15 protein-coding genes are annotated in these 16,759 nt (G+C 45.3%); 9 read left to right on the plus strand and 6 right to left on the minus strand.

The features are described 5' to 3' along the window. Positions 1 to 19: 19 nt before the first annotated feature. From H6F56_RS25455 to H6F56_RS25470, 4 genes are all read left to right on the plus strand, one after another. Positions 20 to 556: a hypothetical protein gene (locus H6F56_RS25455; protein ID WP_190674827.1), complete on the plus strand. Its 537-nt coding sequence runs from the start codon at positions 20 to 22 to the stop codon at positions 554 to 556. Positions 557 to 585: 29 nt separating this feature from the next. After that, positions 586 to 1,491: a hypothetical protein gene (locus H6F56_RS25460; protein WP_190674830.1), complete on the plus strand. Its 906-nt coding sequence runs from the start codon at positions 586 to 588 to the stop codon at positions 1,489 to 1,491. 351 nt (positions 1,492 to 1,842) lie between these two features. Beyond that, complete coding sequence (locus H6F56_RS25465; RefSeq protein WP_190674835.1) at positions 1,843 to 3,957, plus strand: WD40 repeat domain-containing protein; 2,115 nt, start codon at positions 1,843 to 1,845, stop codon at positions 3,955 to 3,957. A 42-nt stretch (positions 3,958 to 3,999) separates the two neighbouring features. Next, positions 4,000 to 5,646 carry a N,N-dimethylformamidase beta subunit family domain-containing protein gene (locus H6F56_RS25470; RefSeq protein WP_309236639.1) on the plus strand — a complete coding sequence of 549 codons (1,647 nt, stop codon included), beginning with the start codon at positions 4,000 to 4,002 and terminating at the stop codon, positions 5,644 to 5,646. Positions 5,647 to 5,662: 16 nt separating this feature from the next. Here H6F56_RS25470 and H6F56_RS25475 read toward each other — a convergent pair whose 3' ends face one another. Together H6F56_RS25475 and H6F56_RS25480 are read right to left on the minus strand one after the other, a co-directional pair. Beyond that, on the minus strand, positions 5,663 to 5,917 hold the full coding sequence (locus H6F56_RS25475; protein WP_190674842.1) for a hypothetical protein: 255 nt from the start codon (positions 5,915 to 5,917) through the stop codon (positions 5,663 to 5,665). A gap of 37 nt (positions 5,918 to 5,954) precedes the next feature. Further along, on the minus strand, positions 5,955 to 6,101 hold the full coding sequence (locus H6F56_RS25480; RefSeq protein ID WP_190674846.1) for a hypothetical protein: 147 nt from the start codon (positions 6,099 to 6,101) through the stop codon (positions 5,955 to 5,957). Positions 6,102 to 6,250: 149 nt separating this feature from the next. Between H6F56_RS25480 and H6F56_RS25485 the strand changes: the two genes are divergently transcribed. Further along, on the plus strand, positions 6,251 to 6,670 hold the full coding sequence (locus tag H6F56_RS25485; protein ID WP_190674849.1) for a XisH family protein: 420 nt from the start codon (positions 6,251 to 6,253) through the stop codon (positions 6,668 to 6,670). Next, complete coding sequence (locus H6F56_RS25490) at positions 6,655 to 6,990, plus strand: element excision factor XisI family protein (RefSeq protein WP_190674853.1); 336 nt, start codon at positions 6,655 to 6,657, stop codon at positions 6,988 to 6,990. Before H6F56_RS25485 ends, H6F56_RS25490 begins: the two co-directional genes overlap by 16 nt. A 367-nt stretch (positions 6,991 to 7,357) precedes the next feature. Here the strand turns inward: H6F56_RS25490 and H6F56_RS25495 are convergent, their stop codons facing one another. The 3 genes from H6F56_RS25495 to H6F56_RS27415 form a co-directional block, all read right to left on the minus strand. Next, a complete protein-coding gene (locus H6F56_RS25495; protein WP_190674856.1) occupies positions 7,358 to 8,665 on the minus strand; it encodes a hypothetical protein in 1,308 nt (435 codons plus the stop codon). Positions 8,666 to 9,120: 455 nt separating this feature from the next. Continuing rightward, on the minus strand, positions 9,121 to 11,223 hold the full coding sequence (locus tag H6F56_RS25500; RefSeq protein WP_190674860.1) for a hypothetical protein: 2,103 nt from the start codon (positions 11,221 to 11,223) through the stop codon (positions 9,121 to 9,123). 498 nt (positions 11,224 to 11,721) lie between these two features. Beyond that, positions 11,722 to 12,714 (minus strand): M23 family metallopeptidase, encoded by a 993-nt coding sequence (locus H6F56_RS27415; protein ID WP_190674863.1) that lies wholly within the window; start codon positions 12,712 to 12,714, stop codon positions 11,722 to 11,724. Positions 12,715 to 13,351: 637 nt separating this feature from the next. Here H6F56_RS27415 and H6F56_RS25510 point away from each other — a divergent pair. Both H6F56_RS25510 and H6F56_RS25515 read left to right on the plus strand, forming a co-directional pair. Next, the gene (locus H6F56_RS25510) at positions 13,352 to 14,101 is read left to right on the plus strand and encodes a phytochelatin synthase family protein (protein ID WP_190674866.1); all 750 of its coding nucleotides are present in this window, start codon (positions 13,352 to 13,354) and stop codon (positions 14,099 to 14,101) included. 143 nt (positions 14,102 to 14,244) lie between these two features. Further along, entirely contained in the window at positions 14,245 to 14,871 is a 627-nt protein-coding gene (locus H6F56_RS25515) for a hypothetical protein (RefSeq protein ID WP_190674869.1), read from the plus strand. Between the two features lie 365 nt (positions 14,872 to 15,236). On the opposite strand, the gene H6F56_RS25520 is transcribed toward H6F56_RS25515, so the two are convergent. After that, positions 15,237 to 15,539 (minus strand): WGxxGxxG family protein, encoded by a 303-nt coding sequence (locus tag H6F56_RS25520; protein WP_190674873.1) that lies wholly within the window; start codon positions 15,537 to 15,539, stop codon positions 15,237 to 15,239. Between the two features lie 927 nt (positions 15,540 to 16,466). Between H6F56_RS25520 and H6F56_RS25525 the strand changes: the two genes are divergently transcribed. Beyond that, complete coding sequence (locus tag H6F56_RS25525) at positions 16,467 to 16,757, plus strand: helix-turn-helix domain-containing protein (protein WP_190674877.1); 291 nt, start codon at positions 16,467 to 16,469, stop codon at positions 16,755 to 16,757. The last annotated feature ends 2 nt before the right edge of the window (positions 16,758 to 16,759 follow it).

Genomic DNA, 16,759 nt, shown 5'->3' on the forward strand with positions numbered 1-16,759 from the left:
TTGTCTATTTTGTGCCTAAATGTTGCAGATTACAGCATCCACTAACCTCAACATCCTGCTCGAAAATCTCCTCTTTCTAGTTATATCCACCTCTTTTTTAGGGTTTGTCGGTTTTTTGTGGCGAGAATCAAAGCCTTTTAGCCTTCCGCAACCGCTGCCGGCGTGGTTTTCTGCATGGTTGGCTATTGTGCTGGTGGTAGGCTTGGCGCTTCCTTTGGTGGTAATGATTGTGTGGGGCGTTTGGTGGGGCAATCGAAGCGTGTTGCAAACCTTGATTCCCTACTTTGTCCTACTCGCGTTGCAAATTTTATCCGAAAGTGTAACCCTAAAACAATTTCAATCGTGCGTGTGGGTGTTGATTCCTTGTCTATACCTGCCTTACCGTTTCTGGCAGCTATATTGTGGATTAACACTGGTTAGTTTTGATACTGAGTTAATTTGGGTACAGAGGTTATTGGCTGTTGAGATCGTCCTTTGGATTTTTAACTACGGTGTACACCTATCGCAGATTCCACGCCTTATGCGTTGGGAAATTCAGCCGCAAAGTGATCGTTGAAAAACTTCAACATCCGTTCTAAAACCTGAATGTTTGCTGAAAACTCGGTGCAATCACGCCTAAAATTGCGGGAAGGCATCTTAAGCGACTCTGAAATTATGCAGAAGATAGAACCCTCACTCCAAACTGTGACAACCCCTACTGTGGCAAACCCTACTGTGGCCAACCCTCTGAGCCGCCGGCATTGGTTAGAGCTGGCTGAGTACGCCTCGATTGCCGGCTCGGCTGTGGGAACGCTGGCGGCGGCAGTCTCCCAGCAGTTTGTCTTCGCGGCGGCTCCTCTCACTCTAGCGGTGTCTCTCAACCTGCTCAATCGCTCTCGAATGGCGCAACAACCGCGTCTGCCTGAACCGGCTGCCATCAATTCTTTGACTTCCAGCTTTGATGATTTATTTCCCTTTTCCCAACCTCCAGAGTTGTTTGACTCGCCTGGGGTTCAAGATGAAATTGCTCACCTGCGGCAGTCCCTAAATGAGTTGGCGGAAAGCACTGCGGCTGCAATGGTGGAATTTCGTCAGCAGTTGGCTGAAGTGCGTCAAAGTGTGTCTCCTTCAGAATCTACCGATCTCAACCCTATTTACCAAGCGCTCTCCCAACTGCAAGGTGTCACTGAACGTTTGGAGAATCATACATTTAAAGAAGACGACTGGGAGCGGCTAAATGTCCAATTTTTATTCATCCAAGAAGCGATTGCGGATCTGAGAAACACGACGGCTCAGATACAAGAGCGTGAAAATGAACCCTCAGATTTTAATGACATTGAGGCAGTCATTGCCCAGATTCACGCCGCTTGGCAGGCGCAGATAGAAGAGCTGATGGAGCGTATTGAGCAACTGGAACACAAGAATCGAGAGATTATCAAACCCTACCTACAGCGTTTGGTTTCGGAGGTGAAGCAGCTCCAGAAGCAATCGGCTAAGGCTGGACGTTCTTAAAAGGTTGGGTGAGATAAAACATTTAAATTGCATTTTTGTCTGCTTGATTCGGGAAAATAAGCCCTCAAGGGAATTGGCTTATGTCGTTGTGAATAAGGTGAAATCCTGAGAAACAATCACCACAAAATAAAATAAACCAAGATAATTGATAGGCACTTTTGTTAAATAGAAATAAAATATGCAGTTTAATTGTTGAAATAACCTGGCTTATTCCCACCAAATTTACCACGATGGGATAGAAGCGGTGCCGGCAAAGTCTCGACAGGGGAAATTTTATATTTCTACTGTAGTGAGATGGAGGCAAACCGGCTGACAATTATCATAAAGAATGGAGCCGATTAGAAGTCTTCCATGCGAAATCACCGTCAGTTGCTAGAAATTGCTGAATATCTCTCAATCGCTGGATCGGCGGTGGGAACTGTTGTTGCTGTGGCGTCACAGCAAGTCGTCTATGCAGCGACACCGATTTCGCTGTCGTTGTTGCTGAATCTGCTGAATCGCCGCCGGCTGGAGAATTTGCCGGCAGCCGGTGGCACAAGTGAGATTATCCAAGTACAGCGCCAACTTCTCGGCGAGGTGGAATCTGTGCGCCGGCAACTTTCAGCAATGCCGGTTCAGGATGCCGGTGCAGATATAACCGTGTTGAGGCAGCTATCCGAAAAAATTACGGATTTGCCAACCTTGCAAGCACAACTTACGGAGATTAACCATCGGCTCGATAGAGAGAAGCAAAATTTTGAGCCGGTGTCGGCTGACTCTAATTTAGAGCAGCAAATTGAGGAATTAAGAATTGGGTTAATTCGAGCCATTGAACAAATTGCTCATCAGCAGCATGAAGCTCAAAATGGAGCGCCAAGACAGGATTTCATGCGGCTATTTACCCAAATGGAAACGCTACAGCAGCAGCAAATTATTCTCAAGCAAACCGTCGCACCGATAGAAGGGGCACTGACAGGTTTTATGGGCTATTTAGATGCTCATAGCGAGCAATTTAACCGGCGAATAGGAACGTTTGAGGTTGCAACTGAAAGGCAGGTGGCAGAGTTAAGAGAAGTGCTGACACAGATGCAACAGCGACTCAATGAAGAGCGGCAAAACTTGGCGTCGATACCGGCTCGCTCAGAATCGATTGATTTGAGGAATATAGAAGCTGCGTTAGCCAAACTTTCAGAAGAACTCGCAGCGTTGCCGGCGCAAATGCCAAGCCAAAGCTCTTCACTTGAAACATTTGATTATAATTTAATTCAAGAAGAAATTGCGAAATTGCTGCAAAGCCAACTTGATTTTAATCCAATTCGAGAAGAAATTGCGAAATTGCGAATTCAGTATGTAGATTTGCAAGAATCTGTTGATAATTTAGCTGAGCGTCTAAATGGAGAAAAGCAGCTTAGCAGTGGCAGAGTAGCTAGAGAAGCGGAGAGAAAGAGAGAGCCAATTATTATTCTGCCGGCTCCAGAGGAGAAACCCGCTGAAAAAAGACGAGAAGTTGAGCCAGTGCAAGCTGTTCTTGTGGAGCCGGTATCAAAACCAAAATCGAAAATTTGGCGGTGTATCAAGACACTTACCGGACATTCAAGCGCTGTCACCTGCCTTGCCATCAGTGCCGGCGGCAACCAGCTAGCAACTGGAAGCTATAAAGAAATTAAACTTTGGAATTTAAAGACAGGTGAAGAACTTCAAACTCTGGCTATGCAGTCAGAAGCGATGTCAGTTTCCGCCCTGGCTTTTAGCCCAAATGCCGAGATCATTGCCTCCGCAAATGCCGATGTTGAGATATGGAACTTAAGAACCGGCCAACAAATTCGCACCCTAGAAACTTCATGCTGGGCTTTATCGGTTGCGATTAGTCCGGATGGTAAAACTCTCGTCAGTGGGGGTGAAGATCCCGTTGATGAAACAGGTTCAATTCAGATATGGAATTTGGAAACTGGAGAACTTCTCCACGATTTAGGCTCAGATGTGATTGATTCAGTTGCCATTAGTCCAGATAGTCAAATTTTAGCAAGTGCCGGCCTTAAGGGAATCGATGAAGATGAAATCGACGAAATCGACGAAGCCGGTTTAATTCAGTTGCGGCGTCTAGATACCGGCAAAATTATTCATACCCTAACTGAGCCTTCTGGAAAGGTTTATTCAGTGGCAATCAGTTCGGATGGAAAAGTGCTGGCGAGTGGCAGTCATAATGGAACTGTAAAGCTATGGAATTTGAGGACAGGAGAGTTATTGCGTACCCTTGCCGGTCATTCGCTGCCGGTTCATTCAGTTGCCATCAGTTCTGATGGAAAACTTCTGGCAAGTGGCAGTAGCGATCAAACCGTTAAATTGTGGAATTTGCAGACTGGAGAATTGCTGCAAACACTGACTGAACACTCCGAGAAAGTTTCTGCTGTAGCTTTCAGTCCGGATGGTCAAATTCTGGTAAGTTGCAGCAGTGACATGACGATTAAAGTGTGCCGGTGTGATTGATTGGGGGATTAGATTAATGCTAAATCTCCTATTATCAAATTAGTGGCAGTAACTGAAACTCAACAAATATTGAACCAGTTATTTGCTACAAAAAGTCATGGTTATATTCAGATGAAATCTAGCCGCAGAACACTCTTAAAAGCCTTTCTACTTGGATTAGCTGCCCCGTTTCTCAACCGGCTGCCGGCACACTCGCAGCAAAGCCAAGACTTCGCCAACAAGGATACAGCAACCACGACACCGGCAGCCAATCCCACCGCAGCAGAAAACCAAAAAGATGGCACAAAGGATTGGCAACTAACCAACCCAGCGAGAAAGCGAGAAATTGAAGGTTACGCCTCTCTCACCAGTGTTAATCGCGGCTCACAAATTAAGCTATTTGTCAATACAAAAGAACCAAATTATACGATTGAGATTTTTCGTATGGGTTGGTATGAAGGTGCCGGCGCACGTCGCATGAGTGATCCGATTACTCAAACAGGAATTAGACAGCCGCTACCAATTGAAGATAAAGCCTCTGGATTGATAGAATGCAACTGGAACGAGCCTTATATTCTGGAAATTCCTAATAACCCAAATGACCCAACAGATTGGGCAAGTGGAGTTTATTTAGCTAAACTAACTGCCGACAAAAGCGGCAAACAAAGTTACATTATTTTTGTTGTGCGCGATGACAAACGCAAGTCCGATATTCTTTTTCAATCGAGCGTGACAACCTTTCAAGCTTATAACAATTGGGGCGGCAAATCTCTTTACCGATGGAACAGTAAAAGTAAACAAGCTTATAAAGTATCATTTAACCGGCCTTATGCGGTTAGCCCGAACCCTGCTGCTGCTTATGGTGTCGGTGCCGGCGAATTTTTAACTAACATTCAACCCTACAGAAGAGTCTCCAGTGCCGGTTGGGAATACAACATGGTGCGCTGGCTAGAACGAGAAGGCTATGATGTTACCTATGCCACCAATATTGATACCCACTTCAATTCTCGTTTGCTGCCGGCACACAAAGTTTTTCTTTCCGTTGGGCATGATGAATACTGGTCGTGGGAAATGCGGCAAAATGTAGAATCTGCACGGGATAAAGGTGTTAGCTTAGGATTTTTTTCATCAAACACTTGTTTCTGGCAAATTCGATTTGAACCCAGCCGAATTACCCGCGATTTAAACCGTACCATTGTTGGCTATAAAGAAATGATTGCGAAAGATCCCTTTATCCGAAATGGAGACCCAAAAACAAATGTCCGGGCAACAACTTTATGGCGATATCAACCCGTAAATCGCCCCGAAGACGCCTTCATTGGCGTTATGTATGAAACCTTTCAAGTCGATGCCGATCTTGTGATAGATAATGCCCCAGAGTGGCTGCTTGCCGGCACCAATTTAAATAAGGGAGATCGCTTACCGGGACTTCTCGGTTACGAAGTGGATCGGATGTTTGGCAATGCGCCGAAAAATACAATTCGTCTTTGCCACTCGCCCTATTCTCATGAAAATGGAACCCGCTATGCTGATATGACGGCTTATACAACTGATAGCGGTGCCCTTGTTTTTGCCACCGGCTCTATGCAGTGGAGTTGGGGATTAGACGACTATAACGCACCTGATTTGCGTTCATCCCGTCTCACCCCCGCAGCCGAGCAAATGACCCGCAATGTTTTGGCACAAATGCAAGTGAAAACTCAAACATGAAACCCAAACATCAATTTTAAAGGTCTCCCGGTGTATCGGGCGCAACCTCAATGCCACCGGCTTCTCTGACGATCTGTTGATCGGTGATTAAATCGCTTAACTCTTCAATTTTGACGCCGATATCCTGGCAAGCGTGCTTCAACTGTTGCTTAAACGTGTTGAGATCCGTACCGTAACCACATAGGTGCGCGGCAGTTTCGATTCCCTGAGCGGCATTTGCTTTAGCGCAGTCAATCAGCTCAAGACCCTGAAGGGGTGTGGGTGATGCCATAGTTTGAGGGTTTTTTTAGTTTATAGCCACCAGCAATTTACCAAATAGCCGGTGCCGGCTCATCCATCTTTGGTGATAAACCGATCTGGAGTGCTGAGGCGCTGGCATCGTCGCACCCGTCGCCACACGCACCCAGGATTAAAAGCCGGCGCAGAATAATTGCATCCCCAATTGGATGATACAAATTTGAAATTTTATATTTTTTGAGCAGATTTTTTGCTCTGAATAGGAGTGGGTTTCATAAGCTGAAGCGGAAGGAGGGGGATAATGCTATGGTTAATAAAATACTTTTTCTTTGAGTGGCAGCAACGACATATCAAGCTTTTATAACTAATGTCTAGACGTGATAATTTACATTTATCCCTGCGCCGCACGCTGGAAAAAGACGGATGGACGATTACGGATGACCCGTTAATCTTAGTGTTAGAACAAACGCTATTGAAAGCTGATTTAGGAGCCGAAAAGTTTTTCGCAGCCCAAAAAGAAGGACGGAAAATTGCTGTAGAAATCAAAGACTTCGATTCCCCTTCAGTCATTAATGAACTAGAGAAAACGATGGGACAGCTTCAGCTTTACCAATGGGCTTTGGAGAACCAAGAACCCGAAAGGCAGTTATTTCTAGCAATTAGTTACGTCATATATATTCGACACTTCCAAAAACCAATTTTTCAGTTAGCCGTCCAGCGGAATAGAATTAACTTATTAGTTTATAACCCAGAGGGGGAGGCTATTGTTGAATGGATAGCTCACTAAGCTATGCAGATATCCTGAAAAAAACCTTGCAAGAGGCAACTCTCGCCCAACCTCGCTTACAAGCGATTCAGCTTTATCCTGTCTGCGATACCGATGCCGGTCACTTCTTAATTTTGGCTACAGGCTGGGATAAGCAACGCTGGATCGACACTATTCTGTTTCACGCTCGCTTGGTCGATTGCCAAGTCATCATTGAGGAAGATAACTTCGAGGAAGGGTTAACCTCTGCACTGATTGCCGCCGGTGTCCCAGCAGAGCATATTGTGACTAGCCTTGATTATCAAAGTGGTGCTAGCTCCGTCGTGTTTCAGCCGGCGTGAAGTCTAGCTAGAATCATTTTTTAATGGCTATAGCAATCTGTACTGAACCCCTTTGTCAACCGGCTCTTGCTAAGGCACTTTTAGAGAAGCCAGAATTATTGAAAAAGGTGGAATTGACACTCAATCAGATTTCTGATGAGGCACTGATGGGTGAAGGAAGATGTATCGGGGTGGGTTGCATAAGCTGGAGCCGAAGAAATTGGGTAATGCTATGGGTGAAAAGATTGTTGAGGTTTTACCCTAATTGCTCACCTAGGGTTTAACGACTAACATTATCAGCTACAAGTAACCTCAAACAACGTAGAAAGAATGTTGCTAAGTCCGGTGCATGGGTTTGTTATGTGTATAATCTCTAAGTCCAAAGCAATTAATTATTGCTATCTGCCATAAAGAAATTCGGTTCATCTTGATCGTTAGAATCAGACTCCTCAGAAATCTCTATTGGTTCTAAGACCTCACCAAATACTTCTGTATACGCTTCTAAAAACTGTGGTGACTGTCGAAAATCTTTAAAAACGGGCCAGTCTTTGTAGTGTTCTTTGTCAACTTCTCCCTTTGCACCAATTTTTCTCATGATATTGGTAGCTTCATCAAATTGGTCTAACAGCACAGCCCTAGTTAATTTAAAGGAATTATTGCATGAACTCCAATCAGTAGATAAGATTATTTCCTCTGCTTTCTTTGGATCTCCTCCCCACTTATAAGCGATAGCACTATTTATTGTAAATATAAGTTTATCTTGTTGTGAATTGTGCTTAGGTAAACACAACGCAAAGGACAAAAGCCTCTTTGCTAAATCATATTTTTCCTCTTTCAATAGATCATAACAAACATTGTTTAGACGCTTATCTGCAATAAATAGCTCAGATGGCGTTAATTTTCGCCAAACGACATGAGTGAGTTTGGTTGCAAGTTCAAAAAGAATCTCACAGGAGCGTTGAAAATATTCGTTATTTACGCCAAGTTTTTTCCCAACTATACAATCTTCATCAAGCGAAACACTATGTTTTCTACAAACATTAATGTACTGAGATGAAATTTCTCCATCCGTATGTACAAATAAATTTCTACGCTCTGTCAGTTCAATAAAGTCAGACCAAATACTTAGGTCTTTTCGTAAGGATATTCCAAGCTTCTTTTCTAACCATTCAAAATGCTCTGAATGACTTGCACGAAGAACTGATTCTATTTCTTTTTCCAAAACATATTCTCGTGCAACTTCTAAAGTACCAAATTCAACTAAATTAGCAAAAGTTAACTGTTTTTCTGAAGCATTAAGCAGTTCAGGTTTTGCATAGTACATAGCTCTAATAAGCCGACCCATGAAGGCATCAAATTGACTAACTATGGTTACTAAGAAACCTTTAGGAGTTATTGAAAATGCCGCATTAAAATTAGAGCCTTCTCGTGTTAAAAATTTCAAATCATAAGCATATCTTGGACTAATTCCATAGATCTCTGCTTGGCGTATGTACTTAATCTCTTTTGTTTCAATTTTTTTAATAAATTGTCCGTTTTTCTCAAGAAACTGTTCAATTTTAGAATGTGACTTTTGGCGAGCCTCATCTAGAGCTTCCATAATTATTGGTAAACTATCAGCTAGCCCATTGATTTCAATTAAAAATTTGTGAAGTGCCAGTTCAAAAGGATATTCTTGCTTACTTTCCTCTGCCATAACTTGCTTAATTTTGAAGTGAAGTATTGATCACACGTTGCCGTTGCCTGATACCTAACTATTAATTGTGCCGTAGTTCAGGTCTAATACGCAATTACAGCGCATCAAACGCTAGCATTTAATACCTAAACTTATGCTTATCCACCGGCTCTACCCAAATCGTACGAATTCCGAAGTAACTGGCCTCCCAGCAACGTCCAGAGCCACGTCCAAAGGCTGAACATCTTTTTTAGATTCTAAATTATTTTAGACTCTCCTAATTCTACTTCATCAAATTCCTAGTAAACTTCCCCAAAACCGCTAGTCTCCAATCGCAAAGCGTGTGCCGGCACCTAATAAATAAACCGGCCACTCAAGCGCAAATCCTTCTTGAAACTAAAGTCAACCCATCCATTAAAAGGATAGAGAGAATGAGAGCGATCAGCAAATTGTAAGAGTATGTTTGTATAACAACACTACTCATTCTCTAACGGCAGGGATGGGGGCGCTGGGGGCACGACGCGGCGCTCAACGCTGACTTTACGGCTTTCCCGCTGAGTCTGCATTTCCATTGCCACCGCTTCCACCTGAACGTCTAAACTGCCATAGGGAACCGCTAATTCAACCGTTGCCTCTAACTCGCCCCAGATGCTGCTGGAAAATTCCGTTAACCAGTAAGGGCCATCGAGTACCGAACGCGCTTGCCGGTCTTGCAGCCAAACCTTGACATAAATGCGGGGCACAATTTCAGGCAGCCTCACAGCCACTTTAACCGGCCTGCCTGCTAGTAAATTCTCTTTAGGAACTTCTAAAACCGGCGCGGGAACCGGCTCATCTTCAGGCAACAAAGCTGGATTTGCCTCTTCAGGTGCAGGGGGGTCAATGCTTCGCAAACGCCTGAGATTAGAGGGACGTGCCGGTTCTAGCGGCTCATCATCCACCACAATCTCTCGCGCTTCCCACTCAGAAACCGTCTGAGGAGGCGATTCTGCCAATTCAATCCCACTCTCCTCATTAGGCTCGCTTTCTTGAAAAGAAGATACCTCTGTTTTCAGCCATTCTGACAACTCCTCATCATTGGCCAAAGCATTTAGCCGTGTCCAGAAGCGTTCTGGCAACTTCAATGATTTAAAAGCCGCATCCACCGGCGATGAGGGCGCGGCGGCCCGTGGTTCTTCTACAACCGGCATTTCAGGCCGTTCAACCTCAGCCGTTTCCGCTTCTACCAGGTTGGGTAAGACTTCTAAATTGGGCTGTGTTTCCGCCGGCAGCGCTTCCTCTGGGGTTTCGCTGATTTCAGCCGGTGCCTCTACGCCTTTTTGGGTGCGGTTGATCGGCACAACCTTGCTGTTAGGCGCGTTTGGACGGGAAAAGGTCGGCAAATCTAGCGGTTTCGAGACAGTCTTACCCGCTTCAGGTTTATGCAGCAGGGGAGGTAACACCCGATCTGTCGAAGGTTGGAACTGAACCGGCTGAGGGTTTTGCATCGTGTCCACCAGTTCTGTGAAAGACTGGTGAAGCGCTTCGACGTGGTGCTTCGGGTAAGGGTATTCCGACAGATCCACAACATCTTGGTCGGTTAATTCTTCCGAGATCGCACCCAGCAAGTCCTCGACATCGGCTGTAATTGTAAAAGATTTCGTGTCTAGCGCCTCAGGCGTGCCATCGTAAAGACTAATTTGCCCCAAAATCAGACGAGTATCGCTCTCCACCGGAATTTTTAGTGCGTAGGCAAACGGCACCGGCGGCTGAATTTGTGGCAGTGGTTCCCGCACACTCACCACTAACTGCGAACTTTGAGGATCACGCAGCTGAATATGCACTTCTGCCGATTTTAAGGGACGCGCATCCTTAACGCCATCGGCAACATCAACGCACCCAGATACAGTCAGTGGTTGCCCCTGACGCACCATATAGGTGGTTCGGTTCAGGATTAGCTGTAGCGGTTGCCGGCTGTTCGTTGTGGCTGCCGGCTCATTGGGTAAATCCCTAGAATTGTCGGACTCTTCCTCAGAATTGTTAATAATTGCCTGCAACCTCTGTGCTGCCGGCTTCATCGGCACTAATCGCACAGGGGAAACACTCGGTTGGGTGACGGTTGGTTCTGGGGTTGCCGGCTCAACATCCTCTGTAAGCGTTGCCGGCACTTCTGGAAAATCCGCACTTTCTGACAATGCCGGCTCATTCGACTCTAGAGGCGCAGCATCTTCGGCATCAATGGGTAACACTTCCAGCTTGACAGATTGCTGCCACCTACTCCCCATCAGATCGGACATGACATCGCCGCCGGTGCATCGTAACTCCCACAACCCCGGTTTAAGGCGCGTAAAGGGAATAACCACGACCAAGCCTTCAGCGCTAGTGCGGCGCGAACGCTTTTGAACTCGTCGTTTGGGCGGCACTTCATCGGTGCAATCATGAGTCACGCGAATTTCCACAGTCTCATTCGCACGCTCAGAACGAGCGACAACCCGATATCGGCCTTCTAAAATTTCCACATCGGGAGATTCGAGGGGCAGCCAAGCGCGATCGCCTTCTTTTTGGATCAGAAATTCCCAGTATTCCATCGCTAGCAGCACGAATAGTGCACTGACAGACCAGACCTTTTTAGCCAGTTTAACCTAGTCTGGGAAAGATGCAGCAATCCGACTAACTGGGCCAAATTCCAGAATTTCTACTTCCTGTGTGGGTTGCTGGTTGTGCCGGCCCTCCGGTGGCAAAGCAGTTTGTTTAAGTTCACCAGAGGCGAAGCGATAAAGGCCGGCTGCAACACCGGCTTGTCCATCTATTTAAAAAAGTAGTACCGGCATCTTGTCGGCTATATATTTAAAATTTTCTATATTCGACATAATTTCTAGAGCAATCTCAATAATTTCTTAAAGAGTATCAGCTTAAAAAACTTGATGTGCAAGCATCGTAACCTAGAAAAATGATAATTATTTAGGATTACCATATAGCAAAATAAAATTTTAAAACTACTTGAAAACAGCTTTAAAATAATCGAAAAAGGCAAAAGAAATAAATTACTTCTTTTGCCTTTAACTTTTGATTTTTGGTTTAATTAGGAAAAATAGGAATTACCATGCTCGGTTGCTCCGTGTTTGTGAGGAATTGTAAGCATGAGAATTACCGAGATAAGCCATTGGATCGACAGCACCCTGGCCGGCTACACGGAGTTCAAAGTGCAAGTGAGGGCCAGTGCTGTAGCCGGTGCTGCCCATCTCAGAGATTTGCTGACCTTGCTGCACTCGCTGGCCGGCACGTACCCAAATCCGGTCATTGTGGGCGTAACGCGTGATACTTCCATCCGGATGCTGAATTTCAACTAAATTGCCATATCCGCCCTCATCCCAAGCGGCATACGTCACAACTCCTGTAGCCGCAGCAAGAATCGGCGTTCCAATCGGGCCGGCAATATCAATCCCGTTGTGCATCCGTCCCCAGCGCCAGCCATAGCCTGAACTTAACTGCCCTTGAGCCGGCCAGATATATCCCTGCACAGGAGAGTTTGGCAAATAAGTATCTGGGGCAGAGAGGGGCGGCAATTCAGCGCCATTATTAGAGCGATAAGTTTGAACATTATCTCTCAAGCTATCAAGACGAGAGTTTATTCTGCCGGCCTTGGTTTTGGCTTGATTCGCCGAGGCAGCAGGCGGCTGGGAATTTATGGGTACTCGGCGCACTCGCGCAGCTGGAACCCTTTGTTGGCGGCTATTTGCGGACTGTGAAGCCAACTGGGGTGCCGGTGATGAGGTTTGCGGTTCAGTCACCGGCAGTAAAATTGCCGCCCCTTCTGCTGTATGAGTAATTTGAGTGGCAGTTTCTGTGCCGATGGCAAACACTACAGTGGGTTCGGCTTGATTAATTGAGTCATACCTCGAATCAGCGGCTGTTTGTGTCTGGGTGATTCGGGTTTTAAAAGCAGAGTTCGACTTGTGGGGAGTGGCAACCTCGCTGCTTGAGTCTACCGACGTCTGGGCTGCGGCGCTCTGACTGGTGCTGGTATTGCAGATTAACTGCTGGGCGGCAAGGACAGCAAGTGTGCTAATGGCAACTAAGCGGAGATGCATGAAGTTAGCTTATTGTGTGAAACAGCATTAAGAGTCAATTGAATTTGCTAGAAGAAGCGACTCGCGTTACAGGTGGAATGCTGGCGTGCTTTGAGAGAAAGAATATTTACAAGGATCAGAGCGTTTGCTAAAGTCAGTCCTTCGTTATCTGCCAGCTATTCGCTAAATTAGATGCAGCCCTTGTGTATAGTTCCACCATTGAACGTCGCACTAACTCCTAAAAAATTTATTTGATGAAAATCTGCTCAAATGAAGCGTGCGAGCAGAGCGCTGGGGGATTGAAGGTTTTTCAAGTTCAAATCTTTGGGTCATAGTAGGCTCCTGATAGTTGACTGTGATTGCCCCCGCAAAACCCTTGGGGGCAGCACACTCTTTTCATTCACAGTTGCCAAAGATGGTTCCGGGCATAATTTTAAGCCGCTCACATAATAAATCTTGTAAAGATAATTTTTTATTTTTAAGCTCACGCCTGGAACCCAATACTCATCGGCTCAAGAGTTGGTTTACAGCGACAGCATGGTTTTTGCCGGCAAAGAAAAAGATCAGTAGCTTCACGGATAAATTATCTATATAATTCAGCAAACCCAATTATTCGTGAGCCTTTGCGGTTGCACGCAACGGCGATAAGGAACACTATATGAAGCCCAGTGCGAACAAGATTGATAGATTGAAGTTCATCCGCCAACCGCTACAAGCATTTATTCTGGGGCTTTGCCTCACCGGCGGCGGCGCACTTGCCCAAACGTTGCCGGTGCCCAGTAACTTGATTAACCTCAACTCCGCAGAGGGAGAAAAGTTGCTAATGGACAGCAAAGCCCGACAGGACTATTGGCCATTAAGCGTGCAGTTTGTCACCCAAGATAACTTGGCTTACTGCGGCGTTGCCAGCAGCGTCATGGTGCTGAATGCTTTATCTGTGCCGGCACCGGAGGCCCCTGAATTTGGCTCTTTCCGGATGTTTACCCAAAACAACTTTTTTAACGAACAAACCCGGAAAGTAGTTACGCCTGAAGTTGTCTCCCGTCAGGGTATGACGCTGGGGCAGTTGGGACAGTTGTTAGAAAGCTATCCCGTCACAGCACAGACTCACTACACCAGCGATAGCAGTTTGGAGGAGTTTCGCACTCAAGCTGTGAAAAATTTACAAGAACCCGGAAATTTTGTTTTAGTTAACTACTTACGAAGTGATATTGGGCAAGAAAAAGGGGGGCATATTTCTCCTCTAGCAGCTTATAACGAACAGAGTGATCGCTTTTTAATTTTGGATGTGTCGCGTTACAAATATCCGCCGGTGTGGGTGACAACCGCTGAACTTTGGAAGGCAATGAATACGACAGATTCGGATTCAGGTAAAACGCGAGGCTTTCTATTAGTGAGTCCTCAGTAAATAATTTGTTGATAATTTTCCAGCAAAAATCCGCCCCATCTGAATTTAAACCCACAGATTAACACAGATAAATTATCTGTGGGGCGGACATTTCATTGTGTTTAAGATTTATCCTTTAAAAGCGATTAATATAGTTTTTCAATATGTTCGCAACTGCTGAATTGCGCTGGTTTTATCAGGGAATACTGCCGAACGAAATGATAAAGTGGTTCCAATCTGGGGGTGCCGGCGAAGAATTGAAAGCGCCAGAAGAACGTGAGGATTTATATTTGTATGCTGCTGGTTATGAGTATTTAAATATCAAACTTAGAGAGGAGCGTTTGGAAGTTAAATGGCGGCAAGCAGAATTAGGTGAGTTGAGTTTTAGAAATGCGGGGAAAGGTAAGGCTGAAAAATGGTTGAAGTGGATTTGCGGTTCGCCACCGGCACAGAGTTTGATAGCCACAATTCCGATTGAAACTCGCGAGTGGGTGAGGGTGAAAAAAAGCCGAACGCAGCGTCAGTTTCAAGTTTTATCGGATGAATCTATAATTTCAGTGCCGGTGGATGCAGACATCAACCAAGGCTGCACGGTTGAACTCACTCAGTTGATCGTTAAGGGTGAGGCGTGGTGGAGTCTGGCTTTTGAAGCGTTTGGAGAAGACGAAAACCTGATCGCTACCCTGCATAAAGTGGTTGAGTGGGTGGCTAAATCTTATAGTGGGCTGTCGGTTCAAGCTGCCAGTTCTTCTGGCTATCCCAAATGGCTTTCAATGACGGTTAATCGTTAGTGCAACTCAATAAAAAATTATAAAGCCAATTTCCCCCATTTCTTCATGAGAAAATGGGGGAGATTGGCTTAAGACTTATTTAAAGCTGATATTAACTGATCTGCTGATCGCAGACCTCAAAACCTTAAACAGCTAAGGTATTTTAGACAGGTAAAGAAATAACTTGCCAAAAAGGTATTGGGCCGGCTAAAAGGCGAGCCTTGCCTCTTGGGATCTACCGAAAAAGTAGTTTTATGGAGGAGCGCTCTTTAAAAAAGGAAGGACTTACGCATTTTTTGAGAGTAGATACTACAGATTGAATTTCACTGAAGTGCTAAATTCAACCGGCAGCCGATGAAAGTTAGGCTGCGTAAGTCCACAATGACTTAGCGATAGTCAGAACGCGCCACATCCGGGTCACGCTCGGTGGTGTAGGTACGGGCAGGTTCTTGGCGCTTACGAGCCAAACCGGCTAAACCAGCAAGACCTAACAAACCTAACCAACCCCAGTCAAAGTCGCGGTCAGATTCGGTAGTATTAACGTCTTGAGTGGGAGCTGTGTAAGTCGTATCGGGAGAAGTTGTCGTTGTATTAGTTTGAGCAGAGGCGGGTAGAACCGCAGGCACAAAGGCTAAGCTAGCAGCAATAACGCCGGCTTTTAGGGCTTGGGAAACTTTTGAACTGTTCATAAATTTAACTCCACTGAATCTCTTGAATCTCTTAACTAAATGTATCAATTGCCTTTAAAAAAGAAATCAATCTACAGATAGAAACGCCCTCTCCTCCCATTGCAGGGTTAAACACTCAAAAAAAGTTTGCTCTCAACTCTAAATTGCGAACGTGAGCAGGTTTAGGATTTGTGGGGAAACCCTTAATCAGCAAGGCTTTCAAACTTTATTTTTTTAGAATTTCCTTTTAATTAATCCCACTGAACTCAGAACGGATGAGACTGCTGGGCCACATCGGCTGGTTTTGCTCTCACTCCCCAGAAGGATAGCGGCAAAAGATATCTGACAAATGAGCCGGTACACTTACTCCAAATGCTGGCTATATATTAACCAGACTCAGCATTTGCAAAGACTATTGCTAGGCAAAACCGGCCCGCTTTATCAGGGCAGATACTTTGGTTTGCAGTTCTGTAAAAGCCGGCCCTTACAAATAAGCACAATGTCACACCTGTAGCTGTAGCGTCTGAACCTGCCAGTAGTACAACCAAGGTATATCAGCCAAGTTCGGCTTACAGGGCCGCCAATTGCTTCATAAACCCGCCTTTATTAATTACTCACAGGGATAATGACTTGCCCTTAAAAGGCTTGTCACAGCCCAGCTAAACAGCGGGAAATCACCATAACCCGCAAATCCCGCATTATTATAATTAAATCTTATGTATTAGTCGCTACTGAGCAAGACTGCCGGCGGCCACACCCGCACCTAAAGCCGGGAGGATAGAAAGGTACACTCAGGAGTTCTTAGCCCTTTCTACGCAACGCTTTGAAAATTTTGGGCTTTGACACGTTCAAAAATTCCAACTTTCAATTCTCCTCATGTAAGTTTTTGCCTATATCCCATAAGAAATACTAAAATGATAGGTAAATCTACAGAGCTTGGAATGCGTTATGGCTGGCGTCGAGTCTCAGAACCATGCGTCCCTTTCCCTCAGAGAGTTGCAAGTTGTTGAATTGGTAGCTGCGGGCTTGACAAACCAAGAGATTGCCGAGCAGCTAGAAATCAGCAAACGCACGGTTGATAATCATATCAGCAATATCTTGACCAAAACGGCGACTCATAACCGTGTGGCCTTGGTGCGGTGGGCTTTGCAATCGGGAAAGGTTTGTATTAATGAAGTCAACTGTTGCATAATTCCGCTGCCTAGCACTCATAATGAGGTGGTTGTGGAGCAAGAGTGATC

The organism is Microcoleus sp. FACHB-672 (assembly GCF_014695725.1).
GTDB lineage: Bacteria > Cyanobacteriota > Cyanobacteriia > Cyanobacteriales > Oscillatoriaceae > FACHB-68.